Annotated in this window: 26 protein-coding genes; 11 read left to right on the top strand and 15 right to left on the bottom strand. The window is 64.3% G+C overall.

Going from position 1 to position 24,488, the window contains the following annotated elements; genetic code table 11:
- Positions 1-29: 29 nt before the first annotated feature.
- From flgC to AC5IJH_RS01935, 4 genes are all read right to left on the bottom strand, one after another.
- Positions 30-551 (bottom strand): flagellar basal body rod protein FlgC, encoded by a 522-nt coding sequence (flgC, locus tag AC5IJH_RS01950; protein ID WP_491901111.1) that lies wholly within the window; start codon positions 549-551, stop codon positions 30-32.
- 45 nt (positions 552-596) lie between these two features.
- Entirely contained in the window at positions 597-959 is a 363-nt protein-coding gene (locus AC5IJH_RS01945) for a flagellar basal body rod protein FlgB (RefSeq protein ID WP_491901110.1), read from the bottom strand.
- Positions 960-1,043: 84 nt separating this feature from the next.
- Complete coding sequence (locus AC5IJH_RS01940; protein ID WP_491901109.1) at positions 1,044-2,231, bottom strand: sigma 54-interacting transcriptional regulator; 1,188 nt, start codon at positions 2,229-2,231, stop codon at positions 1,044-1,046.
- Between the two features lie 73 nt (positions 2,232-2,304).
- Complete coding sequence (locus AC5IJH_RS01935) at positions 2,305-3,048, bottom strand: response regulator transcription factor (RefSeq protein WP_491901108.1); 744 nt, start codon at positions 3,046-3,048, stop codon at positions 2,305-2,307.
- Positions 3,049-3,261: 213 nt separating this feature from the next.
- Between AC5IJH_RS01935 and lexA the strand changes: the two genes are divergently transcribed.
- Positions 3,262-3,867 (top strand): transcriptional repressor LexA, encoded by a 606-nt coding sequence (gene lexA / locus AC5IJH_RS01930; RefSeq protein WP_491901107.1) that lies wholly within the window; start codon positions 3,262-3,264, stop codon positions 3,865-3,867.
- Positions 3,868-3,949: 82 nt separating this feature from the next.
- Here lexA and trxA read toward each other — a convergent pair whose 3' ends face one another.
- Positions 3,950-4,297 carry a thioredoxin gene (gene trxA, locus AC5IJH_RS01925; protein WP_491901106.1) on the bottom strand — a complete coding sequence of 116 codons (348 nt, stop codon included), beginning with the start codon at positions 4,295-4,297 and terminating at the stop codon, positions 3,950-3,952.
- Positions 4,298-4,643: 346 nt separating this feature from the next.
- On the opposite strand from trxA, the gene AC5IJH_RS01920 reads away from it, so the two are divergent.
- From AC5IJH_RS01920 to AC5IJH_RS01900, 5 genes are all read left to right on the top strand, one after another.
- Positions 4,644-5,045 (top strand): TOBE domain-containing protein, encoded by a 402-nt coding sequence (locus tag AC5IJH_RS01920; RefSeq protein ID WP_491901105.1) that lies wholly within the window; start codon positions 4,644-4,646, stop codon positions 5,043-5,045.
- Between the two features lie 10 nt (positions 5,046-5,055).
- Positions 5,056-5,832 (top strand): molybdate ABC transporter substrate-binding protein, encoded by a 777-nt coding sequence (modA, locus tag AC5IJH_RS01915; protein ID WP_491901104.1) that lies wholly within the window; start codon positions 5,056-5,058, stop codon positions 5,830-5,832.
- 35 nt (positions 5,833-5,867) lie between these two features.
- Complete coding sequence (gene modB, locus AC5IJH_RS01910) at positions 5,868-6,548, top strand: molybdate ABC transporter permease subunit (RefSeq protein ID WP_491901103.1); 681 nt, start codon at positions 5,868-5,870, stop codon at positions 6,546-6,548.
- Positions 6,541-7,293, top strand: coding sequence for an ABC transporter ATP-binding protein (locus tag AC5IJH_RS01905; protein ID WP_491901102.1), 753 nt, complete (start codon positions 6,541-6,543; stop codon positions 7,291-7,293). The genes modB and AC5IJH_RS01905 overlap by 8 nt, the downstream gene beginning before the upstream one ends.
- A 429-nt stretch (positions 7,294-7,722) precedes the next feature.
- The gene (locus AC5IJH_RS01900; RefSeq protein WP_491901101.1) at positions 7,723-8,679 is read left to right on the top strand and encodes an ADP-ribosylglycohydrolase family protein; all 957 of its coding nucleotides are present in this window, start codon (positions 7,723-7,725) and stop codon (positions 8,677-8,679) included.
- On the opposite strand, the gene AC5IJH_RS01895 is transcribed toward AC5IJH_RS01900, so the two are convergent.
- Positions 8,676-9,728 carry a UDP-N-acetylmuramate dehydrogenase gene (locus AC5IJH_RS01895; RefSeq protein ID WP_491901100.1) on the bottom strand — a complete coding sequence of 351 codons (1,053 nt, stop codon included), beginning with the start codon at positions 9,726-9,728 and terminating at the stop codon, positions 8,676-8,678. The genes AC5IJH_RS01900 and AC5IJH_RS01895 overlap by 4 nt on opposite strands.
- A 113-nt stretch (positions 9,729-9,841) precedes the next feature.
- Here AC5IJH_RS01895 and AC5IJH_RS01890 point away from each other — a divergent pair, with 113 nt between their 5' ends.
- On the top strand, positions 9,842-10,849 hold the full coding sequence (locus AC5IJH_RS01890; protein ID WP_491901099.1) for a YVTN family beta-propeller repeat protein: 1,008 nt from the start codon (positions 9,842-9,844) through the stop codon (positions 10,847-10,849).
- Positions 10,850-10,909: 60 nt separating this feature from the next.
- On the opposite strand, the gene AC5IJH_RS01885 is transcribed toward AC5IJH_RS01890, so the two are convergent.
- The gene (locus AC5IJH_RS01885) at positions 10,910-12,958 is read right to left on the bottom strand and encodes an alkaline phosphatase family protein (protein ID WP_491901098.1); all 2,049 of its coding nucleotides are present in this window, start codon (positions 12,956-12,958) and stop codon (positions 10,910-10,912) included.
- 258 nt (positions 12,959-13,216) lie between these two features.
- On the opposite strand from AC5IJH_RS01885, the gene AC5IJH_RS01880 reads away from it, so the two are divergent.
- Positions 13,217-13,642: a BrxA/BrxB family bacilliredoxin gene (locus AC5IJH_RS01880; protein ID WP_491901097.1), complete on the top strand. Its 426-nt coding sequence runs from the start codon at positions 13,217-13,219 to the stop codon at positions 13,640-13,642.
- Here the strand turns inward: AC5IJH_RS01880 and AC5IJH_RS01875 are convergent, their stop codons facing one another.
- Together AC5IJH_RS01875 and AC5IJH_RS01870 are read right to left on the bottom strand one after the other, a co-directional pair.
- Complete coding sequence (locus tag AC5IJH_RS01875; protein WP_491901096.1) at positions 13,643-15,613, bottom strand: asparagine synthase-related protein; 1,971 nt, start codon at positions 15,611-15,613, stop codon at positions 13,643-13,645.
- A gap of 126 nt (positions 15,614-15,739) precedes the next feature.
- Positions 15,740-15,901: a hypothetical protein gene (locus AC5IJH_RS01870; RefSeq protein ID WP_491901095.1), complete on the bottom strand. Its 162-nt coding sequence runs from the start codon at positions 15,899-15,901 to the stop codon at positions 15,740-15,742.
- 648 nt (positions 15,902-16,549) lie between these two features.
- Between AC5IJH_RS01870 and AC5IJH_RS01865 the strand changes: the two genes are divergently transcribed.
- A complete protein-coding gene (locus AC5IJH_RS01865; protein ID WP_491901094.1) occupies positions 16,550-17,230 on the top strand; it encodes a hypothetical protein in 681 nt (226 codons plus the stop codon).
- Here the strand turns inward: AC5IJH_RS01865 and AC5IJH_RS01860 are convergent.
- Positions 17,212-18,909: a lasso peptide biosynthesis B2 protein gene (locus tag AC5IJH_RS01860; protein WP_491901093.1), complete on the bottom strand. Its 1,698-nt coding sequence runs from the start codon at positions 18,907-18,909 to the stop codon at positions 17,212-17,214. The two genes, AC5IJH_RS01865 and AC5IJH_RS01860, sit on opposite strands and share 19 nt — an antisense overlap.
- 30 nt (positions 18,910-18,939) lie before the next feature.
- Here AC5IJH_RS01860 and AC5IJH_RS01855 point away from each other — a divergent pair, with 30 nt between their 5' ends.
- Both AC5IJH_RS01855 and AC5IJH_RS01850 read left to right on the top strand, forming a co-directional pair.
- On the top strand, positions 18,940-19,233 hold the full coding sequence (locus AC5IJH_RS01855; RefSeq protein ID WP_491901092.1) for a PqqD family protein: 294 nt from the start codon (positions 18,940-18,942) through the stop codon (positions 19,231-19,233).
- Between the two features lie 44 nt (positions 19,234-19,277).
- Positions 19,278-19,877 (top strand): hypothetical protein, encoded by a 600-nt coding sequence (locus AC5IJH_RS01850; RefSeq protein WP_491901091.1) that lies wholly within the window; start codon positions 19,278-19,280, stop codon positions 19,875-19,877.
- Positions 19,878-19,901: 24 nt separating this feature from the next.
- Here the strand turns inward: AC5IJH_RS01850 and AC5IJH_RS01845 are convergent, their stop codons facing one another.
- The 5 genes from AC5IJH_RS01845 to dcd form a co-directional block, all read right to left on the bottom strand.
- Positions 19,902-20,540 (bottom strand): hypothetical protein, encoded by a 639-nt coding sequence (locus tag AC5IJH_RS01845; protein WP_491901090.1) that lies wholly within the window; start codon positions 20,538-20,540, stop codon positions 19,902-19,904.
- A 13-nt stretch (positions 20,541-20,553) separates the two neighbouring features.
- The gene (gene lpxD / locus AC5IJH_RS01840) at positions 20,554-21,549 is read right to left on the bottom strand and encodes a UDP-3-O-(3-hydroxymyristoyl)glucosamine N-acyltransferase (RefSeq protein ID WP_491901089.1); all 996 of its coding nucleotides are present in this window, start codon (positions 21,547-21,549) and stop codon (positions 20,554-20,556) included.
- A gap of 35 nt (positions 21,550-21,584) precedes the next feature.
- On the bottom strand, positions 21,585-22,487 hold the full coding sequence (locus tag AC5IJH_RS01835) for a lysophospholipid acyltransferase family protein (RefSeq protein ID WP_491901088.1): 903 nt from the start codon (positions 22,485-22,487) through the stop codon (positions 21,585-21,587).
- Between the two features lie 126 nt (positions 22,488-22,613).
- Positions 22,614-23,324: a lipid-binding SYLF domain-containing protein gene (locus tag AC5IJH_RS01830; protein ID WP_491901087.1), complete on the bottom strand. Its 711-nt coding sequence runs from the start codon at positions 23,322-23,324 to the stop codon at positions 22,614-22,616.
- 333 nt (positions 23,325-23,657) lie between these two features.
- Positions 23,658-24,212: a dCTP deaminase gene (gene dcd, locus AC5IJH_RS01825; protein ID WP_491901086.1), complete on the bottom strand. Its 555-nt coding sequence runs from the start codon at positions 24,210-24,212 to the stop codon at positions 23,658-23,660.
- Between the last annotated feature and the right edge of the window lie 276 nt (positions 24,213-24,488).

The raw sequence follows: 24,488 nt of genomic DNA, 5'->3' as shown, positions 1-24,488 counted from the left end.
AGAGTCTCCAAGTGGTGCAAGAGTGCGGCTTACTTCAACAGATCGAGCGACGCGCTGATCATCTGCTTCGTCGCCTGGATCGCAGAAACATTCAGTCCGTAGGCGCGTGTTGCGCCCATAAGGTCGACCATCTCCGTGAGTGGGTCGATGTCCGGATAGGTCACGTAACCGTCTTTGTCCGCATCCGGGTGCTGCGGATCGTAGCGACGCAACCCCTGGCCGTTATCGCTCACCACGCCGGCAACCTGCACACCACCGGCAGTCGGCTCGCCAAGAGTGCCGACCGAGCCGGTAAAGCCACCAGGCGCGATCAATCCCCCGACGTGACTCTCTAGCGTCGAAGCGAAGCTGCCACCGAGCAGACCGCCGTTGCCGGCGTCACTGCCAGAGTGGCCTGCGGTCTCGAAGATCACGTGCTGCCGTTGGAACAGCTTGCCGTCGGCGGTGCGCGTCGTGTTGGCGTTGGCCATGTTTGACGCGGTCACCTCGGCACGGACACGCTCTGCTGCCAGCGCCGAACCACTCACACCAAGAACGCCGAAGAGATTCATTCGTCCGCCTGTTCCTTTCCTGCGCATTCAGCGCGGTTGCGCTGCTTACTTCGTGTCTGCGTGAATCGCATCAAGCACGCGGGCAAACTCGCGCTTTGCCAGCTCGACCCCGGTGCGGAACTTCAGCTGCGCCTCGGCCATCACCAGACCTTCGCGATCCATCGAGACGTTGTTGCCGTCCGGACGGGCCAGCAGGCCGTCGACTTCCTTCAGTGGCGGGCCGCCGGTTCCGGCCGCCTGGGCATGACCGGCCAGCGCCTGGCGCATCTCGCCCTCAAAATCGAAGCCGACGGTGCGAAATCCTGGCGTATCCACGTTGGCCATGTTGGCCGCGGTCGCCTTTAACTGCGTGGTCGCCAAATCCATGTAGTGCGTGAGCTGGTCGGCTAGTGGGGTCGTCAGATTCATCCGATTCCGCCTCCATGGTTCCTTTTGCATGCGGGCTGCCACTCGGCCGGCGTCCGCACTTAGGGTTTTCTAAGCAGCCGACGCTCAGGCCAGGTCGAACTCGATCTCTTCCGGAGCGATGACCAGGCGATCCTCGGCCAGGATCACGGCGCGCTCGATGACATGCTGGAGTTCGCGGACGTTCCCCGGCCACGAGTGTTCGACCAGCCGGTCCATGGCGGCGGCACTGAGCTGCTTCCGAGCCTCGCCCCGGCAGGAGATGCCAAGAAAGTGCGCTGCCAGATCGCGCAGATCGTCTTTGTGTTCGGCCAGCGCCGGCGTTTCAATGCGGAAGACCGACAGACGATAGAAGAGGTCGGCGCGGAAGCTGCCCTCCTGCGAGCGCCGGGCCAGCGGCTGGTGCGTTGCCGCGATCACCCGCACATCGACCTTGACCGTCTCGTTTTCACCGACCCGCTGCAGTTCACCGCTTTCAAGGAACCGCAGCAGTTTCGATTGCAGTGACAGCGGCATCTCGCCGATCTCATCGAGAAAGAGTGTGCCGCCCTGGGCTGCCTCGATGCGGCCCAGCCGACGCTGCACAGCGCCAGTGAAAGCGCCGCGGGCGTGGCCGAAGAGCTCGGCCTCGAGCAGGGCCTCGGGAATGGCGGCGCAGTTCAGCGCGATAAACGGTGCCTGCGCGCGATCGCTGAGCTCGTGGAGCGAGCGGGCCACGACTTCTTTGCCGCTGCCGGTCGGCCCCTGGATCAGCACCGTGGTGCGACGCCGGGCGACCAGCCGGATGCGACGGCTGACTTCGAGCATGCGGGCAGAGTCGCCAATCAGGCCCGGCACACGGAGTCTTGTCTCCGGCTGTGGAGCCACGGCGGGGAAAGGCTTCGGTAGTTCTGGAACAACGCGGGGGCCGACCGCGGAGGTCTCACCGCAGACGGAGCGGAGGACCTGCAGGAGCTCTCCCCGCCGAGGGCTGCGTGCGCTTCCGCTGCCCTCGGCCATGACGCCATCGAGCGCGATCAGATCAACACCAGGATGGCTGGCTCGGACCTCCTCGGCGAAGTCGTCGATGTGCAGATCGGGCAGCGTGCCCTCCACCAGGGTGGCCTGCGGCTTCAATCGGTCGAGCAGCAGCAGAGCGGCCGCACCGCCGTCGGCCTCGTGCACGTCCCAACGCTGCGAGGCCAGCGCCGTGGTCAGGCGCAGGCGCGTCTCCCGACTGGCGCTCAGGACGACGATGGTGGCGGATTTCCTGGTGGAGATGGGTGCAGTGGCCATGGATTCCTCTGTGCGTGTGCTGGTGAACGGGGCGCGGATCGGATCGCAAGAGGCACAATCGCGGAAAGCGCGATTAGGAGACAGCCTGCTGGTATCCCGTGTGAAAGGCGGCGGGCAGCATTGGCAGGGGGACCGGAAGACTGGGCCGGCCCATCTGGGGCGACGCGATGCGGTAGCCCTGGCCACGGACCGTCTCAATCAGCACGCCGTTCGCGCCCAGTTTGCGCCGCAGGTAGTTGATGTAGACATCCACTACGTTGGGGTTGCCGCCTTCACCGGTGCTCCAGACGTGCTCGAGCAGGGTGGCGCGAGAGACGCAACGGCCGCGGTGCAGCATCAGGAATTCGAGCAGCCCGAACTCGCGCCGGCTGAGCGACACATCGCCCTGTTCGGAGGCGAGGGTCTGGTCCAGACGGTTCAGTTCCAGCGCGCCGCAGCGCAGTCGAGGGATCGCGTCGTGACGGCGAGCCAGCACCTGGCAGCGCGCCTTCAGTTCGCGGATGGCGAAAGGTTTCGCTAGGCAGTCATCCGCTCCGGCGCCGTAGCAGGCCAGCCGCAGATCCAGTTCGCCGGCGCCGGAAGCGAGCACCAGCACCCGCATCCCGTTGCCCAACTGACGTGCCGCCTCGAGCACTCCCATTCCAGCCTGGTCCGGCAGGTCGAGGTCGAGCAGCAGCAGGTCATAGTCCCCCGCTGCGATGGCCTGAACAGCGGCATCGCCGTGTTGAACCACGGTCAGGGTGTAGCCCTCCTTCAGGAAGGAGCGCTCGAGGAACTGGCCCAGGGCAGGATCGTGTTCAGCAATCAGGAGTCGCAAGGTAGATACCTCGGTTTGCCGCCGGTTGAGGCCCGGTGTGCAAGGACACGATCTCGTCAGCGGGGGTGGTTTGGCAAGAATTTGCTTTCACTTTTATTCGCCCCACTTTCGCTTTTGGTACGCCTCTTCGCCTGAGTACCACTTTGGGACGCCAGAAACGAAAGGCGAAGAATTCTTCGCTCCACTTCGCTGTTTGTTCGCTAGAATGGCGGCATGTCCGTCACACGCCGGCAAAAAGAGGTGGTCGACTTCATCAGCAACTTCGTCGAGGAGAACGGCTACTCGCCCTCCTTCGATGAGATTGCCCGGGGGCTCAATCTGAAGTCCCTGGCCACGGTGCACAAGCACATCACGAACCTGCAGAAGAAGGGCCTGCTTGAGCGCGCGCACAATCGCAGCCGCTCGATCGACATCCTGCCGCAGAAGAGCAAGACGCGGCAGCCGGACCGGCTTCCCCTGATGGGACGGATCGCTGCGGGTCTGCCGGTCGACGCGGCCGAGACTTCGGAGTCCATCTCGCTCGGCGACATCATTGGGAACAAGGATGTGTTTGCGCTCGAGGTGCGCGGCGACTCCATGCGCGACGAGCACATCGTCCATGGCGACTATGTGCTGGTTGAGCGGGTGAAGACGGCGCGGCAGGGGGAGATCGTGGTGGCGCTGGTGCGCGGCAGCGAGACGACGCTGAAACGCTATTACATCGAAGGCGAACGCGTTCGTCTGCAGCCGTCCAACGCCGAGATGGCGCCTATCTACGTGCCTGCGGAGCAACTCGCCATACAAGGCCGGGTGCTCGGAATCCTACGCAAGTACGCCTGACCCCGGGTGGCGATCCGAGACTCTGGCGCAAACAGCAAGAGGCCCGGCCATTGGCCGAGCCTCTTTCGCCCTCTATGTCCGCTTAAGCGACGGGTGCGGTGGTCAGTACCTTGCTGATGCTGCGATCGATCGTTTCCTTCGGCACGTAACCGACGATCTGCTCGGCTACCTTGCCGCCTTTGAAGAGCAGCAGCGCAGGGATACCACGGATCCCGTACCGCGCGGGCGTTGCCGCATTGCGGTCCACGTCCATTTTCATGACCTTCAGTTTGCCCTGATAGGCTGCGGCGACCTCATCGACGATCGGGGCGAGTGCGCGACACGGTCCGCACCATGCGGCCCAAAAGTCGACCAGTACCGGCTCGCTGGACTGGAGAACTTCCTGTTCGAAGTTCGCATCGTTGACCTCGGTGATCCCATGACCTGCCATATTCCTCCATCCTGGTACCGCTGTCTTCAGCGGCCAGCCCGCGGGTCTTGCCCCGGAAATTCTCTATTAAGAGATGCAGGTCCGCTTCAGAAGTCGCAAGCCCCCTCACCCCTGTCCCAATCTTAGCGGCAGGCCGGTGCAATCAAAAGCGCCCGCGGCCTCCGAAGAAGCCGCGGGCGCTAGAGCAGCCCTCCCCCAGAACTGCCCACGTCGGTGAAAATAGGCGGGTGGCCCGTGGAATGTAAACGAAACTTAGGTACCAGAGGAGTCATCGGGACTCAAGTTACCGCGTCATGTCGCTCCATTCAGCGCAATGCAAACTGGAAAGAATCGTATACTTGTCACCATGGCGGAATTGCTCTCTCCTCGTGAGGCCGCGCTACGGTTGGGCATCTCGTATCCGACGATGAAGCAGTGGCTCTATCGCGGCAAGCTGAAGGCGATCAAGACGCCGGGCGGCCACTATCGCATTCCAGAAGCAGAGCTCGACGGCCTGCTCCACAAGGCACGGCGGCCGGAGACACCGAAGCGGCAGATGCTGCGCACGGTGAGCGGGCGCAACCAACTGGTCGGCCGCGTGGTCGATATCAAGATCGAAGGATTGCTGGCGCAGGTGAAGCTCTCGATCGGCGGCCAGGTGATCACGTCGCTGATCACCTCAGACGCTGTCCGTGAACTGCAGCTCGAAGTCGGCGAGACCGCGGCTGCGCTCATCAAGTCGACAGAGGTCATGCTGCTGCGTGTGTGATCGCCGCTCCATGCTGCACCGCTGTCGAACAGCACTGCTACTCGCGCCGCTGCTGCTCGGTCTGCTGCTGGTGTGTTGCGTTGCGCAGGCTGAGCGTGACGCTCCCGTGCTGCGCATCGCAGCGGCCGCGGACCTGGAGCCAGTGCTTCCCGCGCTGCTCGCCGACTTCGAACGCGACACGCACATCCATACCGTCGCGTCGTACGCGTCGTCCGCGACGCTCACCACGCAAATCGAGAATGGTGCGCCCTTCGATCTCTTCCTCGCCGCAGACATGGGCTTTCCGCAGCGCCTGATGCAGAAGGGACTGGGCGCACCCGACGCATCGCCACACCCGTATGCGCGCGGCACGCTGGTTCTCTGGTCGACAGCCGCTCAGCCACTCAGGCTCGATCAGCTTGCAAGCCCCGAGGTCCACAGCATCGCGATTGCGAATCCGCAGCATGCGCCGTACGGTCGCGCAGCCCTCGAGGCGCTCACCTCGCTCCACCTTCTGCCAGCTGTGCAGACCAAACTGCGCACAGCAGAGAACATCGCGCAGGCCGCGCAGTTCGTGAACAGCGGCAATGCGGAGGTCGGCCTGATCTCGCTGACACTCGCGCGCACCCTGAGCAGCAAAGGACATGCCGAATCGATTCCGCAGACTGCGTACGCTCCTATCGTGCAGGGCGAACTCGTGCTGCGCCATGGCACGAATACAGCCGGCGCGGTTGCCTTCGAGCGATACTTGCACTCCGCTCAGGCGCAATCCGAGCTGCGCCGCCGCGGTCTGGAGCCTCTCTCCTGATGGCGCCAACGTGTGTCGGAGCGCAGAGCTAACCCATGGACCGCCAGGCATGGCTGCTCACTCTGCGACTTGCGGGCCTGACCACGGCACTCCTGTTGCCGCTCGCTCTTCCGCTCGCAGCATGGCTCACGCGGTCCCGCAGCATCGGCGCACGCATGGTGGAGGCGCTGGTCGGGCTGCCGCTCGTACTGCCGCCGACGGTGCTCGGCTTCTACCTGCTGGTGCTCCTCGGGCCGTCTACCGCCGTCGGACGCGGCATGATCGCGCTGATCGGGCATCCGCTCGCATTCACTTTTCCCGGGCTGGTGGTCGGCTCCGTGATCTACAGCCTCCCCTTCGCGGTGCAGCCGGTGTTGGCGGGGTTCCGCGCCACCGATCCAGCGCTGCTTGAGTCGGCTGTACTGCTCGGCGCAGGCCCGATCCGCACGCTCACCAGCGTGCTGCTGCCGTCGGCGCGGTGGTCCGTCGTGAGCGCCGCACTATTGTGCTTCGCCCACACCATCGGCGAGTTTGGTGTCGTCCTGATGCTCGGCGGATCCATCCCCGGCGTCACACGCACACTCTCCATCGCTATCTACGATCAGGTCGAGAGTGGCAATTACTCCGCGGCCAATCACACAGCTCTGGCCTTGGTCGGTGTATCGCTTGTCGCGCTGCTGGCCGTCTCCACCCTGCAGAGATGGCCCACGCACGAGCGGGTCCGCAACAATGTCTGAGCAGAAGACGCCGTGGCTCGATTTCGCCATCCGTGCCCGCGTCGGCAGTCTTCATTTCCACGCCAAGGCGCAACTGCGCGGATGTCAGGCGGTGCTGGTCGGACCATCCGGCGCGGGCAAGACGACTCTGCTCCGCATACTCGCCGGACTTCTGCGTCCGCGCGGCGAAAGAGGTCACGCTGCGAAGGGGATCATTACACTCGCGGGTCGCACCGTGTGGAAGAGCGAGACCAGCCGCTGGCTGCCGCCCATGGCACGCGGCTGTGGCATGGTGATGCAGCGCGCGGCGCTGTTCCCCGGCCTCTCTGTGCGTGACAACATCGCATTCGGGCTGAGGCCGCTCGCACGCGCGGAGCGGGAGCGCCGCGTAGACGAGATGGCGACGCTCTTCCGCGTGCAGCCGCTGCTGGCACGCAAGCCGTCCCAACTCTCTGGTGGCGAACAGCAGCGAGTTGCACTTGCACGCACGCTAGCTCCGCACCCACATGTTCTGTTGCTCGACGAGCCGTTCGCTGGTCTCAACCTTGCCCTGAAGGATGCGATCCTCACCGATCTCGATCTCTGGCTAAGCGCCACGAACACGCCGGCGCTCTACGTGACCCACGATGTAGCAGAAGGCTGGCGTCTGGGCATGCAGCCCGGAGCCGAGGTGCTGCGCATGGAAGCCGGGCGCATCGTGGCTCAGGGTTCGGCAGCAGACGTGTTAGCGGACGAGCGCGCGTCGTTGCTGCGTGCCCTGGACTGACCTGGCCAGCAGATCGATTCGACGGCATGAAAATTCTTTTCGATGGAATAGAGCGAAGTGGCAATGAGAGGGTCGGCGGTCGAGTCGAGATATCCGTCCGAGAGCGAAAGGTTCCATGCCGATGCAGCAACCTCGAGGTGTGGGCTATCGCTCCTAATGGTAGGGGACGCTAGTCACCCCCAGATACACGGGCAAGTCTCCGCGGAAGCTGCGCAGGCGCACTCGGGCGGCCGATCCGCTGCGATCGGAAGCTGCTCGAACAGTGGCGCACAAAAGGCAACTGCGGACTGCTACATTTCCATGTGACCCCCACAGGTACCTTTCTCGGCAGGCACCCTTCTGCCGTGGTGGCCCATGCGTGGAGCACAACAGAGTGACGGGCCCAGAAGGGGCGGGAGCGATGCAGGTGACAATTCGGGCCATACGACTGTGCTGACACCCGCTCGAGAAAAAGCTCCGCTGGCCCGGGCACGCGAGGCGCTTGAAGGACTGGCCTGCGGGGACGCGTTTGGCGAGTGCTTCTTTCAGCCGCAGCACCGCGCGGCTGACTTTCGCTCCCGGCGCAGACTGCCAGCTGCACCCTGGCGATTCACAGACGACACGATGATGGCTGCGTCCATCTACGCCCTGCTGGCGCGGCGTGGCGGCATTGAATCGCGCAGCCTGGCTGCAAACTTCGCGTACCACCACGATCCGGAGCGCGGCTACGGCGCGGCCATGAATGGGCTGCTACTCCGGTTGCATGCGCTTGGCACAGAGAACTGGTTCGAGGAAGCGCAGGCGCTCTTCGGCGGCCAGGGATCGATGGGCAACGGCGCCGCCATGCGGGTTGCGCCCGTGGGCGCTTACTTCGCCGCAGACCTTCAATCTGCCACCAAACAGGCGACGTTGTCGGCCATCGCGACACATTGCCACCAGGACGGTGTCGCGGGAGCGGTCGCCGTCGCGATTGCCACAGCTCTGGCCGCTCGCGATCGCGAGCATACAACCGTGATTTCCCCGCAGCACTTTCTCGAGCAGGTCATCGAATGCACGCCCGCCGGCCGGATGCGCGACAGCATCGGTGAGGCGTTGCGCATGCCCCGGAACACGGACCCTCTCGAGGCCGCACTCACCGTCGGCAATGGAGCTCACGGGACCGCACGCGACACCGTTCCGTTTGCGCTCTGGTGCGCAGCGCGTCATCTTGGCGACTACGAAGAGGCTCTGTGGAACACGATCGACGGCGGCGGTGATATGGACACGAACTGCGCGATCGTCGGGGGCATTGTGGTGATGCGAACCGGGGTCAGCGGCATCCCGCCCGAGTGGCGTCAGCGGCGGGAACCACTCGATCCGTTGCTGGATGACATGCTGCGCCGGCTCGACGCGGCCGAGTCTATCTAGCGAACAGCCACCGGCTCCGGTTCGAGTGCAACGCCAAACAGCTCCTGCACGCGGCTCTGAATGGCATCGCGCAGCCGCAGGATGTCCGCAGCGGTCGCGCCGCCCTGGTTTGTAAGTGCAAGCGTGTGGCGCGTCGACACGGCCGCAGGGCCCATCCGATAGCCCTTCACAAATCCCGCATGCTCCAGCAGCCACGCTGCAGGCAGCTTCACTTCCCCACTGCCGGCCGGGTACCGGGGCACGTCCGCCTCTGGCACGTGAACCGCGTCTGCAATCCGCATCAGCTTGCTCTCAGGCACAACCGGATTTTTGAAGAAGCTGCCCGCGCTGAAGCGCTCCGGATTGTCAGCCGTCACGACCATGCCCTTGCCCAGGCGGATCGAGAGCACAGCCTGCCGCACCTCAGCGAGTGTCGGCGACGGGATTGCGCGTGCAGCGAAGTAATTCTTCAGATCAGCATACGTCACTGCAGCAGGTGCATTCTCGCGCAGTGCGAAGGTGACCTGGGACACGATGAACCGGTCGAGATCCGGACCCTGGTTGAACCGGCTGCGTCTATAGGCAAAGCCACACTCCCCTGCACCCAGATCGGCCCAGGCGCCGGTCTGCCGGTCATAGGCGCGCACGCTGCGTATCGTGCGTGAGACCTCCTGCCCGTAGGCGCCAACGTTCTGCACGGGCGTGCCGCCGACAGTGCCCGGGATGCCGGACAGGCACTCCATCCCGGCCAGACCCGCCTCGACGGTACGGCCGACCAGCTCATCCCAGTCCTCGCCTGCCGCGGCAGAGAGCAGGACAACATCGCCACCGATTGGATGAAACGTCAGTCCGCGGAGCGCGATGCGTAGCACGAGTCCATCAAAGCCCTCGTCAGCGACCAGAACATTGCTGCCGCCGCCGAGCACGAAAATGCGCAGCCCGCGGTCAGTGGCAAAGCGGACGCCGGCTTCGAGGTCAGCCTCGGTGGTCGCCTCGGCGAACCATGCGGCCGGACCGCCAATCTGAAAAGTGGTGTAGGGCGCGAGCGCAACCCGCTGCCGGAACTCCATAGCGCGAGCCTACACGAGGCCGCTGCCCACAGTAATTGCCACTCTGGTGGGAGGACTCGGGGCGTTACGTGAGCGGCGGGCGACCAGCACCGATGGGCTATACTCCGAGTCCGATGAACGCCACTCGCAGCTTTGCTCTGCTCGCCCTTGCCTCTGCTTTCCTTCTGCCCGCTGCTGCGCAGTCACTTCTCGTCGTCAACCAGCAGAGCAGCAATGTCAGCATCATCGATCCTGTGACACAGCGTGAGGTCGCCGAGGTCGCAGAGAACACACCGGGACTGCACGGCCATGAGATCGCGGTCTCCGCCGATGGTCGCACGGCATGGCTGCCGATCTATGGAAATGCGGGCGTGGGCAAGCCCGGGCTTGACGGCCACGAGATGCTGGTCATCGATGTGCCATCCCGGCGCGTTGTCGACCACATCGACTTCGGGCACGGCGTGCGGCCCCATCTGCCGGTGCTCGACGCGGCGCACGGCCTGCTCTACGTCACGACGGAGCTCGACAAGTCCGTCACCATCGTCGATGCAAAATCGGGACACATCGTCGGTTCGGTGCCGACCGGGCAGGAGCAATCGCACATGCTGGCCATCTCCCATGACGGTCGTCTGGGCTACACGGCCAATGTCGGCCCGGGGACTGTCTCGGTGCTCGACCTAGTAAATCGGAAGACGCTCGCGGTGATTCCGGTGGTGCAGCCGGGCGCGAGCCAATGGGGCGTGCAGCGCATCGCGCTCTCAGCCGACGACAAGCTGGCCTTCACGGCAGATGAGACGCAGCCGCGGCTCGCCGCCATCGACACCGGCACACGCAAGCTGCGCACCTGGATCCCGTTGCCCAGCAAAGGATATGGCAGCGCGGCGACCGCCGATGGCAGGTGGCTGCTCGTCGCAGTGCCTGCTGCGAACGAGGTGGCGGTCGTCGATATGAAGACGCTCACCGTGGTGCGCCACGTGCCAGTCCCTGCAAATCCGCAGGAGGTGCTGATCCGTCCGGACCAGAAAACCGCTTACGTGTCATGCGCGACTGCCGGCAAGGTAGCGGCGATCGATCTTGCCAACTGGAAGGTCACGGAGATTGCCGCAGGCCCCTTCGCCGACGGACTCGCCTGGGCTCAATAGTCTGCACGCAAACAGAGAGACGCCCGGCCGAGGCCGGGCGTCTCTCATTGCTGCTGCAGGTTAGCGGCAGACGTTGCTGTCGTCGTAGTCGTTGTCGCCGACGTTGCTGACGCGGCAAGCCTCGTCGAAGTAGAGGTGCTGACCGACGCGCTGGTAGTAGAGCACTGTCCGCTTGCCGGTCTGGTCCTTCTCCGACACGAGACGACGCCGCTCATGATGCACAAGGCCCTCGCCCTCATCGTCCCCGTCCTTCAGCGCCTCACGCAGAACGCGTCCCTTCAGATCACCCCTGTCGTCGAACTTAAGACCAAGGATGGCAGCAAAGGTGCGAGCGATATCTGCGTTTGAGACTGGCGCCTTATCGACGTAGAACCGCTTGAAGTCCGGACCATACGCGGCCATGTTGTTGTAGGTATTGTCGCGGCCGAGCGAGCCGTGCATGCCCTGACCTTCCTGCAAGCCGGAGTCCGCAATCTGCACGGCAGACTGCAGGTCACCCTTGTTCAGGTACAAGGTCTTGAAGCTGATCGCAATCGTCGGACGCGGTGTCAGCGAGTCGCCAAACAGGCCGACCGAGCTGAATGGAAGCGCACCCGCGATAGGGCCGTAGGTGTCGTCCACGAACAGCGCGCCAGTGTATGGCTGGGCGACCAGGTACTTCACAATCGCCCGAACGCGTGCAGCATCGTGGTCCGGCACGTAGATCAGGTCCGAACCACCGTTCGCGGCGACAACAACCTTGGCATCCGTCTGCTCAAGGACCTGTCCCGTTCCGCCAATCAGGCCATCACCGGCGGCGGGGTGCTGCCGCACCGTTGCGGTCTGCTGGGCGATCGTCGGATCGACCGGCTCGTACACCTTCTTGCCGGACGTGGCACTCACCACCTGGCTGTCCGGATCGAACAGCGGAAGATTGAGGGTGTGCGCCAAATCGATGGCAAGGAAGCCGACGGGCAGGAAGCCGGGGTTCACTTCCACGCGGCCGGTCGCGTCCTTGTAGGTGAAGGCGGTCGCGTAGCTGTTCGCCACGCCGCCGTCGGTGTCCGTCTCGTGGTGGCTGATGGTCGCAAAGCCGTGATCCGACGTGATGATGATGTCGGTCGTCCTGGCCAGCTCAGGATTCGCTGCGATGTAGTTCAGGATCTCGGCCAGGTCGTTGTCCGCGTTCCTGATCGCGGCCTTCGATGTGGGGCCGTTGATGCCCGGGGTCAGCTTGCTCAGGCTGTCGCCCTGGTTGTGTTGCGTGCCATCGGGATCGCGCGACCAGAAGACGGCGGCAAACGGCTTGCCATTCTTCACGAACGTGGGCAGCACAGCCTTGGTGAAGGCATCGGCGAAGTAGTTCTGCTGCGTGTAGTTGGCCGACGTGGTGCCCGGCGTGACGTTGTTGCCGGAGAAGCCGTTGTTGCACTGCGCGGTCGCGGCACAGCCGTTGCTGCGGTTCGGCGCGGTCAGCGGGAGGCCCGCAGCCGTCAGAGCTGCCTGGATGTCCGCCCGCAGCGGGATCCCGGCGGAGCCGCCCGTGGCGTCATCGATGAACACGGTCTGCGGCGTGGCAATGGCGTTACCCGCGAGCTTGAGTTGCGATGCATCCTGAATGCCGACCGGGCCCACCTTGCCGACGGACGCGGTGTTCAGTCCCGCTTCGCGCGCCAGCTGCAGCAGCGTGTCCTCGTTCAGGTAATCGCCATCGAAGTGTGCGTTCAGGTCGGTCAGCACCTGGTTGTTCTCGACGAAGGGCGTTACCGTGCCTGGGGCGAAGCCGAAGTTACCGGTGTCGTAGAGCGGGTAGTTGGTGAAGATGGTGTTGCTGTAATCGCCCGTGTCGCCCAGCAGGTGACCGGTCGCCATCGCAGAGGCGTTCGCCGTGGTGAAGGTCGGAAACAGGGCATGGCTGTTCACGAAGTGAACGCCGTAGTTGCGCAACGCCAGCATGGTGGGCGCGTCGGTTTCATTGACCGAGCCGTGACGCAAACCGTCGGCGATGAAGAGGATGACGTTTCTCTTGGCGTGGTGCTTCTCGCCAGAGTCGGCCGCGTGCATCGCGGCCGTGCCCGCGGAGAGGCAGGCTGCCAGACCGAGCGCGGTAATTTTTTGGGTGCGAATCATCGAGTGAAGCCTCCGAATAGCGCCAAGACTAGGCATTGCCGTAATTCGGAGGGTCAAGGCCATGTGAACGGGAGGTTGCGATCCCGCGTGTATTCACCACGTGAATCGTGCAGCGTTCCTGGTTCCATGGAGCAAAGCCAATTCCGCGCTTCCGGGTGACGCGCATTCCCAAACGCCCGGGACTACAATCGAAGCAGCGGCGCTGTGACAGAACCGGCGCACGATGCGACCCACAACCCGAATTGAGAAGGAGCAGGCATGTACCCAGAGATCATGGTGGTCCCGATGCGCGAGGAACTGTCCCGCGCCGGCATCCAGGAAGCGCGGACAGCAGCAGAGGTGGACGCGGCGCTCGCCAAGCCCGGCACAACGATGCTGGTGGTGAATTCGATCTGCGGCTGCGCTGCCGGCAAGATGCGCCCCGGCGTTCGGCTGGCCATGCAGAGCGAGATCAAGCCGGACCAGAGCATCACCGTCTTCGCCGGCCAGGATCGGGAAGCGACCGAGCGGGCCCGCAGCTACTTCGAAGGTCAGCCGCCGACATCGCCGGCAATCGCCATCCTGCGCGATGGCAAGTTGGTCTACCTGATGCAGCGCTATGTCATCGAAGGCGCCACTGCCCAGTTGATCGGGCAGGAGCTGGTCCGCGCCTTCCACGAGTACTGCGCAACCACCACCGCCTGATCAGACGCGATGCGTCTCCGCAAGGCCCGGCCCGGTGCCGGGTCTTGTTGTTTCGAGCGGCGAATCGATCTCCCGAGGCATGTCCGGATCCCAGGATGCGACGAAGCTCGCGGCCGCGATGCCGCGGGTGAGGGCGAGATTGTAGCTCTCGTAGGTCTGCGGGTCGTTATAGCCGCTCGTGGGCCAAGTCTCGATAAGCCGCTGCAGGCGCGGCATATCGAGCAGGTTCTGCACCTGCGGAGAATGCCCGACACGGCGCAGCTCTGCCGCGAGCCGCTCCCGTTGTGCGCCCACCACCAGATACCAATCAGCCGATTGCATGCCGCGCATCGTCTGCCGCAGTACAGCCTCCGGAAGCCGCCCCTCCATTGCGCGCCGCACAAGCGAGCGAGTCTGCCCGCCGGCAAGGAACTGCTCGATCGGGATCCCGTAGCAGAACTCGAGGATGCTCCTGGCCTGGGTCGGGTCACGCTGGGCGATGCCCCACCCAGCTGCTGCGCTCCCATTAGGCACCCCAACGTCGAAGACCTCGTAGAGCCGACGCCGCATCTCTGCAAGGCTGCTCTCCTCGCCGAAGATGCTGTCCAAGGCGCGCTCACGGAGTCTCTGCTCAGCGATGCGCTCCGGTCGCACCGGGCTGGCGTCCATGCGGAAGTGCCGTAGATCCGGGTGGTAACGTGCGCGCAGCCACGCCGGCACTACGCCGCCTGTCGCCCATCCAGCCGCGCCACGCCAGGAGGTGTAGCCGCGTGCCCGCAACTCCCGGGTGCGGCGGAAGAGCTCGATCCACCGGAGCCTGCGGAACAGGTTATTCAGGCCGATCAGCCCGCCGAAGCTGATGGTGTAATTTCCCGCGTAGCCGACGAGCAGTACATCCAGGCCGCGGGCTTGCATGCCGTCCAGAATTGCGGTGAGCCATAGCTCATTCACTGGGCTGGTGGCAGGCTGGCCCGTCAGGCGCGCCAGTCGATCCGACGTCTCCAGCAGATCGCGGTTCGCAGCATCCACCAAGACGTGGGTCACATTGGCATGCTGCGCTGCCGATGCCATTGCCGTCGGCCCCTCATCGGCAAAACGGCCAGGCAACGCGTTGCCGTTGAACCCCGGCATGGGCACCGCTGTGAAGGCGGTGAGCCGTCGTCCTTCGCGCGCCAGAAGGGTGGCCGCCGTTGCCATTACGGAAGTGCTGTCCAGCCCACCGCTCAACTCGCAGCCCACGCCACCAGAGTCAGCGAGCAAAACGCCAGTTGCCCGGTCGAACCGCTCGCGGAGGTCTTCGATGTAGTCGCTGTCCCGCGCATAGCGGATGGGACGGCTCTGGAGAGGGTACCAGTAGGCACGTGTCTCCATGCCTGAAGGGCTGATCTTCACCCAGTGGGACGGAGGAAGCCGCTCAATGCCTTCGAAGCAGGTCTTTGGCGATTCCAGGTCGACGGCACTCAGCAGTTCCGCTATCCGTTCCAGGTGAACGCGGTGGCCAAGCGTGGCCATCCGGCATAGTTGGAGGGGCATCGACGCGAAGCCGAAGCAGCCGTCGCGATCGAGGCCCGAAAGCACATGCAGCGGGCGCTCTCCGGCGTGGTCGCGTACCAGAAACAATGTCCGCTCCGGCTCATCCCAGCAGGCCAGCGCGAACCCACCCTCAAGGTGGTGCGGCAGATCGTAGCTCCAGCGCCGCCAGCCAGCCGCGACGATCGCCTCGTCCGTGCTCGAGGCTGGGAGGCCGAGCTCACGAGCGAGAGCCGCGCCATTGTCCAGCCGCACGTCCCCGATCAGCAGCGCTTGTTGGGCTGGACGTTCCCCAGTCACGAATGCTTTGCGGCCCGCGAATGGGGCCGCCGCCATGAAAAGCCTCTCATGGGCAACCGTCCGGTCCATGTGCTGGGAGGTGATGCCGGCCAGCATATGGCTGACCTGGGATTCGAGCGCCGGGGCAGACCAGGTCCGCTCCGGAATGTACAGTCCTGCCACGGCACGCATGCTCATCGGCTGGACCCGGTCCTTCGGTACGCGGCTACAAAGGCTACAAAGGAGAAGAGGAGCGCCTGACGGCGCTCCTCTCTCAACACTCCAGACAGCAGGAGGCGTTCTGCCTCGTTAGGCGGACTTATGCCGTCCATGGCGATCGCTGACAGTCGGCGCAGTGCCGTATTCCGCACTCGGAAGCTCCAGCACGTCCAGCAACGGCTTCGTCCATACCTTCTGTGCAGCCTCGGACAGCGCCGGTTGTTGGGAATTCGTATTGGGGGTGTTCGTCATCCATCCTCCGAGGAACCGTTCAGCAGGCCATGCGCTTGGGGAACCGCAGCAAGCTGCGTCCCGAAAAAACCAACCACGATACGATGCAGGTTTCTCTCTGCCACCGTTGCTTCTTCGGCCGTCGTCGACCGGATACACGTTCACGGTCACCGGGCTCGCCCAGTGTGCCGTCTCTATTTTCGGGGCAATCCCTTGGAACCGTCAATCAATCTTTGTGGATCGCCCGACACCGCACCTGCAGAGTTAACCGCAAGCACAAGCAGGAGAGATACTTCCGCACCGTCCACCCGCTTGCAATGACAGATGCTCGGATACTCTCGTTAAGCATAGCTGGGTCCCCAAGGTGCGGAGTATGCACCTTCCGGGGGATAGTGCCGGGGGGCAAAACTGAACCAATACCGCATCGGTCCGCTGCTCTATGAATCGGAGCTGCTCATACCCGAGCTGCCTGCGCCCGAGTTAACGGGCGCAGGGGTACAGGCCGGGGAGACGCCGGTCTCCATAACCCTGAGCCCCGTCCCCGCCACGCTCGGGCCCGGCGCGGTCGCGTTTGACGGCGGCGAAGCCACCTCGCGCGAGTTCCTGCTGCGCATCGATGGCGTGGCCTCGTACTGGGTGCGGGAGGGGGTGGAGGTACGAATCCAGCCCGTGAGCGACGCTGCCGAGCTCGACGTGCGGTCGTACCTGCTAGGCAGCATCTTTGCCGCGCTCTGCCACCAGCGCGAACTGCTGCCGCTCCACGGCAGCGCGGTGGCTACCGCTGCCGGCGCGTTTGCCTTCCTCGGGGCCTCCGGAGCTGGAAAGTCCTCGCTCGCCGCCTTTCTTGCCGGCCATGGGTTCCCGCTTGTCTCGGACGACATCTTCCTCATCGACCCCGGCGCCCCGCTGGATCGGCGAGTCATCCCGGTCGCCCCGTGGCTGAAGCTCTGGACCACCACGCTCGACGCGCTGGGCGCCACGCAGGACGGCCTGTCGCGCGTCTTCACGGACGATGAGAAGTTTCGCTACACGGGCACCCCGACCAGTAGCGCTCCCCTGCCCCTGGCAGGCATTGTCCTGCTGGAGCGAGCTGAGGGGAACTTGCCGCCCGACAGTCAGGTGCTGATCGAGACCTTGAGCCCGGCGGAGGCGCTCCGGGCCATGCTCGACCACACCTACCAGGCCTGGCTGGTGCGCGCCCTTGGCCTCACGGAGCGCTATTTCGTGCGCTGCGGCTCGGTACTCGACGGCGCGCGCGCGCTGCGCCTCAGGCGGCCCTGGGGCTTCTCTGCGATGGGTGAGGTGGTCGAGGCGCTCAAGGCTACGCTGCTTCAGACCGGCGGGGACTGAGGCTTGATCGGTCCGGTCGAGTGCAGGGGGATGAACAGCGGCGCTCCCTCACCGCCCAGCAGCATGCGGTCCCCGACCTCGAGCCAGGTGTGTGCGCGAAGCTGCTGATCGAGCGAGCGGCGGACCCCGTAGTGCATCACGCTGGGGATGCCGCGCCGGCGCAGCATGGCATGCGCCGCGAGCGCCTGGGGGAAGCAGACGAACGTGCCCGGTCCGTAGCGCGCCGCGGTCAGTACGGCCCAACGCACCTGCTCTGCCGTGTCAGGCAGACTGCGGCGCGTAGGGCGGCGGGTGGCCCGGCGCAGCGGGCTGGCCAGCCAGCGGAAGACTGCCCGCACCGGCAGCACGGCAAGAGCAATGCGCGCAGCAGCAAGGGAAGCAAACGCCTCCAGGAGCAGCACACGCCGTGCGAACGGCAGCCCACGCCAGCGGGCCCAGCGGGTCCTCTGGGGCAAAGCCAGCACGGGTGACGAGGACCGAGGGCGGTGGAACAGCACCCACTCCAGCGGGCTGAGCAGCGCGTAAAGCGGAAACAGCGCGTCCGGCAGGTCGACCTGCTCCCACACCCGCGGACGAAAGAGGATGCGGCGGACAATCTCAGCCCGATACCAGGCATTGCGGCGCAACCCGAACTCGTAGCGCTTCAGCGCCCAGGAGCCCGGATCTCCCGACGTCGGCCGGTAGTCCTGCGCTGTGTGCAGGGTCCTCGCGTAGCCGAGGATGTGGCGGGCTTCGCGACTGCTCGCGGCCAACTGCATGGCGGGGCTGAGCGATTCCGGATCGAGCAAACGTAACTCTCCGGCGAACAAAAGAGCGGATGCAAGCTCAGGCAGAACCTGGTGCAAGCGGGCGCAGTTGACTGCTTCCCTTCTCTGCTCCTCTGAAAAACCGCGCCAGAATGCGCCGACGTCGGCCAGCGACTTGAAGCGCAGCCAGCCCTCGAGTGCCCCATGCACGCAGAGGTAGAGGAAGCTGGGCAGTGGGGCCATCGTCGGAAGTGCGAGCCCGCCGAAGTGCACCCGCACATCCGCGATCTGCGCCAGTGCGTTGCCGGGCATGCGCGGATTGCGGAACAAGCGCCAGTGCAGATCCACTTCGAAGCCGGAGCGCTCCGCTGCGTAGGTGTAGTCCTTGCCGTGGCGGCTCCACGACCGGCGTCGCGCCGGAGTCAAGCACGCGGCCGGCTCGGTGCGCCGGAACCCATCTGCGAGCAGCGCATCGTCCGCCGCTTCCTCCTGGCCGGGCGCTATCAGCAGATCGATGTCGCCTACGTCGCGCAGCCCCGGATCGCCGTAGACCTGCTGCGAGAGCGGGACCCCTTTGAGCACGCGCACCGATACGCCGGCTCGCTCGAGCAGATTGCACAAGCGGTTCGTCTCGCGCAGATAGCGCATGGCTGCGTGCGCGTTCTCGACCGCAGCGTTCTTCAACTCTGCCGCGAGAGCTGATGGCACCTTGGCGTCGGCCGCAGTGAGCGCCCGGTAGACCAGCGGGCCGACGCGATGTTGCCGGAATAGAACAGCGAACGACGTCCAGTCCATCGCAGTTTGCAGAGCGAGATCATGGATCGATGCTCGATCGTCCTCCCGCAGCGGCCAGCGCAGACAGCTCAGCAGCAAACGCAGTTCCGGCTCCAAAGTAACGAAGACGCCGGAGTGGGCTGGCACAGCAGTGGGCATCGAAGTGTCAGTATCATATGCGAGGACCGCATGGCAGCAGAGACATCCATCACCGCGCAGAGCATCGTCTCCTGGAGCGACAAGCCCGTCGCGACCGAGGTGGATCGCGAGATTGTGCTGATGAATATCGGCCGCGGCCGCTGCTATGGCTTGGGCGAGACCGGCAGTTCCGTGTGGCGGCGGATGGGCTCGCCGATCCGCGTCGAGGATCTGTGCCGTGAGCTGCTGCTGGAGTACCGCGCGGACGCAGCGGAGCTCGAGCAAGACGTGCTCGCGCTGCTCCGCCAGCTTCATGCTGAAGGACTGGTCAAGGTCCTCGGCTGAACGCATCTGGGTCGCTTGCATCCTAAGTCCCCAGAGGACGACTTATGCGAGCGACCGCACCTGCTGTAGCAACTCTCCTGGCTAGCGTCTTGCTGGCTGCCGGATGTAACAAGGAGTCTGCCACCAAGCCGAATTACGAAGGCGCCATCAACGACTACTACAAGGCGCACCCGAGCTGCCTGTGGTCTGCGCCGAAGAAGTTTCCAGTGCAGGAGGCGACCTCCGACGATGCGAAGACGGAGCACTACGACGCGCTCACCGATGCCGGTCTGCTGACGCGGACCACCGGCGAGAAGAAGGTCATGATTGTGGCCTCGAAGCAGGTGAATAACTACGATCTGTCCGACAAGGGGCGGCAGAGCTGGACTGCCGACCCGACGCAACCCGGCTACGGAAATTTCTGCTACGGTCACCGTGACGTGACGTCGATCGACAGCGTGACGCCGGGCAGTTCCAGCAACGGTAGTCAGAACGCTCAGGTCAACTATCATTACAAGATCAGCGATCTTGCGCCTTGGGTGAACACGCAGGAGATCAAGACCGCATTTCCGGACGTGGGCAGCGCATTGGACAACACGCACGCCGCCACGGCTTCGCTCACGATGACGGGCGACCACTGGCAGATGGCTGCGCCGCAACCTTGATCGACCATCGGAGAGCGTAATCAGTCACTGCGCACGCTGGTTGACAGCGTGCGCAGCTTCATCCAGCCGTGTTGCGATGAACTCAATGACGGCATCGCTCATGTAGTCCGGTGGCGCGATGGTGAAGTGCGGAATGCCTTCCGCGAGCCGCAGCGACACGCCGCGCCACTGCGGGACCAGGTGCCCTGTGTCCGAGCGCAGCAGGAGCGCATCCGCACGGTCGAGGAACAGCCGGGCAGAGTCCTTGAAGTCTGCCGTCGCGGGATCGAGCACACTCAAGTAGAGATCAGGGCGCAGCAGGCCTAGGACGCTGTTTGATTCGAGAATCGCGTTCTCCGCCTTCGCGAGTTCTTTGCGCACGCGCGGCATCGCCGCGGCAAGGTTGCCGATGCGAGCGCGCACCCAGAAGGAGCGCATCGCACCGGCGGCCAGGTAGCGGGCAGTGTCGGTGCCGCTCGCCGCGTCGCGCTCCTCGCTGATCGCCACGGTGTGCTCATCCGTCTGGCAGTCGCACGGCTCGCCGTTTGCGGAGCAGAAGCCATGCCCGAACTGCGTCAGCTTGAAGGCGGTCCAGTGCATCTGCGGCAGGCGCGCGATGATCGACGCCACCACCGAAGTTTTGCCCACGCTGCGCGAGTGTCCACCGACAACGACGATCGCCATAGTATGTGAGACGCTACCGCCGGCTACGCGTGAGACGCGCCAGCGTGGCCAGGTCCTTGAGGTACTGCTGAATGGGACGGGCCGGGGTGCCCCAGAAGACCACGCCCGGACCGTGAATGCGCTTGCGTGAGGGAACGCCCGCTTGCGCGCCCAGGATCGCGCCAGGGCCAATCTGGACGTGATCTGCAATTCCGACCTGGCCACCAACGATGACACCATCGGCGATGGTGCTTGAGCCGGAGACTCCGGTTTGCGCGGCGATCACCACGTTCTCGCCGATGGTGACGTTGTGGCCGACGTGGACGAGGTTGTCGAGCTTGGTGCCGCGACCGATCCTGGTTTCTTCCAGCGCGCCGCGATCGATCGTGGCATTTGCGCCAATCTCCACATCGTCCTCGATGACCAAACGCCCCTGCTGCGGAAACTGCGTGTACTCGCCGGTCGCCGGGTGACGCACATAGCCGAAGCCGTCCGCGCCGAGCACCGCGCCCGCATGCACCACAACGCGATGGCCGATGCTGGTCCCTGCGTAGACCACGACGCGCGGGTAAAGCCGGCAGTCACTGCCGATCCGCACGCCCACGGCAATCACTGTCCCTGCGCCGATACGAGTGTTGTCGCCGATGACTGCGCCGTCTTCGATTACCGCGCCAGCTTCGATCGACACGTTTGCGCCCAAGTCAGCCGTGGGTGCGACGATCGCGGTGGCGTGCACACCGGTTGCAAATTCATCTGCGGCGAACAGGCGAGCCGCTCGGGCGAATGCGAGGCGAGGATGCGCAACGACGAGCAGCGGCTTCGCTCCATCTGCGTGAGACACCAGCGCCGGGTTGGTGAGGACTGCCCCGGCTGCGCTCCCGAGCGCGGCCGCGAGGGCGTTCTCACTCTCGGCAAAGAGGAGGGTTCCGGCGTCGGCAGAGGCGGGTGCGCCGACACAAGCGATCTCGCCTGTCTGGGAAGACGCGCGCAACTCCGCGCCGAGCCGGGCGGCGAGTTCTGCCAGTCGCATGCCTTCACTATATGCGGGACACTTGGCTTGCGGGCTCAGGGATAGAGTGGCGGTTCCCCGGGCGGCCGCGTCTTCCAGCGGCGATGCAGCCACAGCCACTGCTCGGGGTAGCGGCGCACCCACTGCTCTATGGCGGCGGTGCAGAGTTGCGTGTTGGTGACGATGTCCTGCTCAATGTTGCCGCTGCGCATCAGGCGCAGCGCCTCGCCGAACTCGAGCACGTAGCGCTTCTCATCCGCGCGCCAGGTCAGGAAGCCGGGCAGGACCATGGCATCGGTGTGGAGCGCGAGACGCGCGAGGCCCGCAGCGGTGCAGGCAGCGATGCCGAAGTAGTCGACAAACACCCCCTGCGGGGGCGTCATGTTCGTGTCCATCAGGATGCCGACCGTGTCGCCGCGCCGCATGGCGCCCAGCAGCCCGCGCGCAAAGTCATCTTTGTGCAGCACCGTGTTGCCGTGCATGCAGCGGATGCCGTTTACCAGGCGATCCACGCGTGGGTTATCCAGCCGGCGGATCACCATGCTCATGGGATAGCCCATCAGCGAGTGATAGAAGCTCGAGAGCTCCCACAGGCCGAGATGGCCGGTCACGACCAGCACGCCGCGTCCTGCGTCGCGCGCGTTCAGATAGTGTTCTAGTCCCGCGTAGCGCACGAACTGCGACGCGCTCTCGCGCGTGTAGCGCGACATCAGGCAGAACTCAGCGAGATGACGCCCCAGCGAGCGGTAGAGCTCGCGCAGCACCTGCATCCGCCATCCGCGATCGCTGGCAGGGTAAGCGAGTGCCAGGTTGCGCTCACCCGTTCGCCTGAGACGCGGAATCAGCACAAACGCGGCGGCGCCCAGGGCTGCGCCCAGGCCGCGGGCCGCGCCACGCGGCAGCGCCCCCAGTCCACGCACCAGGGCGAGGACGAACCAGTATTCAAACCGTCGGCGCATGCGTAAACAGCGACTATACCTGCATCCACTCCCGGTGCCACTCGCCGGCGGGTCGCGGCGTTTGGGCATCTGCAAAGCAGAAGGCCCGCTCCAGAGCGGAGCGGGCCTTGTGCTAAAGCGGAATGACTACTTCTTGTCGTCCTGCGCGCGGTGGAAGTACTTGGCTACGGTGCGAACAAACGGCTTGGCCGTGTCCGGCACCGGGACGTTGCCCCGCAGGATTGATTCGAACGAATTGTTGCTGCCGCCATAGAAGGTGTTCGTGTCGTCTAAGTTCTGCGAGACCTCATCACCAGTGAGATCGATGCCGGCGAACAGGCCCTTCGACCGCGAGTAGGTCAGCAGCTCGGCATTGAGCTTCCAGTCTGTGCCGGCCTGCGCGTTGCGCCCCACAGGACCAGCCGAGGCTGCTGCATCGCCACCGAGCTTGACCTTGTTCTTCAGCAGGTCCTGGAAACCCTTCTGGTTCACAGCGACGAGCACCAGGTCGGTCGACTGACCACCGAGCTGCAGACCGAAGCTCGCACCCGCGATGCGGAAGAACACAGGCGCGCTCCAGCCATGGGCGGTGTGGCAGGTCACGACACCCTGGCCATACTGACCACCCACCAGGAAGGCTGCCTTCTTGAGCCCGGGCACAACGCCAATGCAGGTGGCCTGTTCGGTGATCTGGTTCGGAATGGCCTTGTCCGGCACCGCTTCCACTTCCGTGATCACGCGCGTTGCTGCTTCCAGGCGGTTATCCAGATCGGTTTTGCTCGATGCTGCGGAGGCCGTCAGGCTCGTCCCAGCAAATCCAAGTCCCACGAGGGCAAGGCCAGCAAGAAACTTTTTCATAGCGATAGATCTTCTCCAGATTTGAGCTGCGGCAGAGCCGCGCCGCTTGATTTAGGGGATTTCGCTCGGTCCCGGAGGCTAGTCACAGGCCTGAACGGAACTTCGCTCTACGCGCTATGAGATGCATTTCGGGAAGAAAAGACCGGCTGATTGGGGCGAAAACAGCTCGGAGGGCGTCAGGAAGGCAAAAAGAAGGGGCTTCGAGCACGTCTCCGTGGCTCTCAACCCCGTTTCCCCAGATCTGCGTTGTTCTAGTAACCATCTAAGCGGCTCGAAGGTACCCAAGTCAATCATGTTGCGGCGACTTTGGGTACCTTCGTCACTTCGGCTGCCCTAAAGCTTGGGCAGGACGATCCCTTGCTGCTTCTGGTACTTGCCACGGCGATCCGCGTAGCTAATCTCGCAGACCTGATCGGACTGAAAAAACAGGATCTGGCACAGGCCTTCGTTCGCGTAGACCTTCGCGGGAAGCGGTGTTGTGTTCGAGATCTCGAGTGTGACAAAGCCCTCCCACTCGGGCTCGAAGGGGGTGACGTTCACGATGATGCCGCAGCGCGCGTAGGTGGATTTGCCGACGCAGATGGTGAGCACATCACGCGGGATCTTGAAGTACTCGACCGAGCGCGCGAGGGCAAAGGAGTTGGGAGGAACGATGACCGAATCGGCCTGGACGGTGACGAACGACCGCTCGTCGAAGTGCTTCGGGTCGATGATGGCGCTGTTCACGTTTGTGAAGATCTTGAATTCATCCGAGACGCGCAGGTCGTAGCCGTAGGACGAGAGGCCGTAGGAGATGACACCTTCCCGGACCTGTTTCTCGCTGAAGGGCTCGATCATGCCGTGGTGCAGGGCCTGTTCCCGGATCCAGATGTCGCTCTTGATGGACACTTCCACTCCTCGTCCGCTGCGCCGTGACCGGTGTGACAACACACCAGTTTCGTCGCACATTTTGTTCAGAATCTGCATCTTATAAGGCATCATCGATACTGACAATGCCGTGGCGAAGCTCCCGTAAGACGAGCGGCCCGGTTTTTGCAAGCGACCGTGGTCTGGAGCGAATGCCTTGATCAAGCAGGACATTGTGCATCGAGTGATTGAACGAACCGGCCTTCCCCGCAACAAGGCGGAGGCTGCTGTCGACACCATCTTCGAGAGCCTAAAAAA

Source organism: Candidatus Dedyshia acidiphila, from assembly GCF_051025295.1.
Taxonomy (GTDB): domain Bacteria; phylum Acidobacteriota; class Terriglobia; order Terriglobales; family Acidobacteriaceae; genus KBS-83.
The sequence above is the reverse complement of the archived record's forward strand: the minus strand, read 5'-3'. Positions and strand labels throughout refer to the sequence as shown.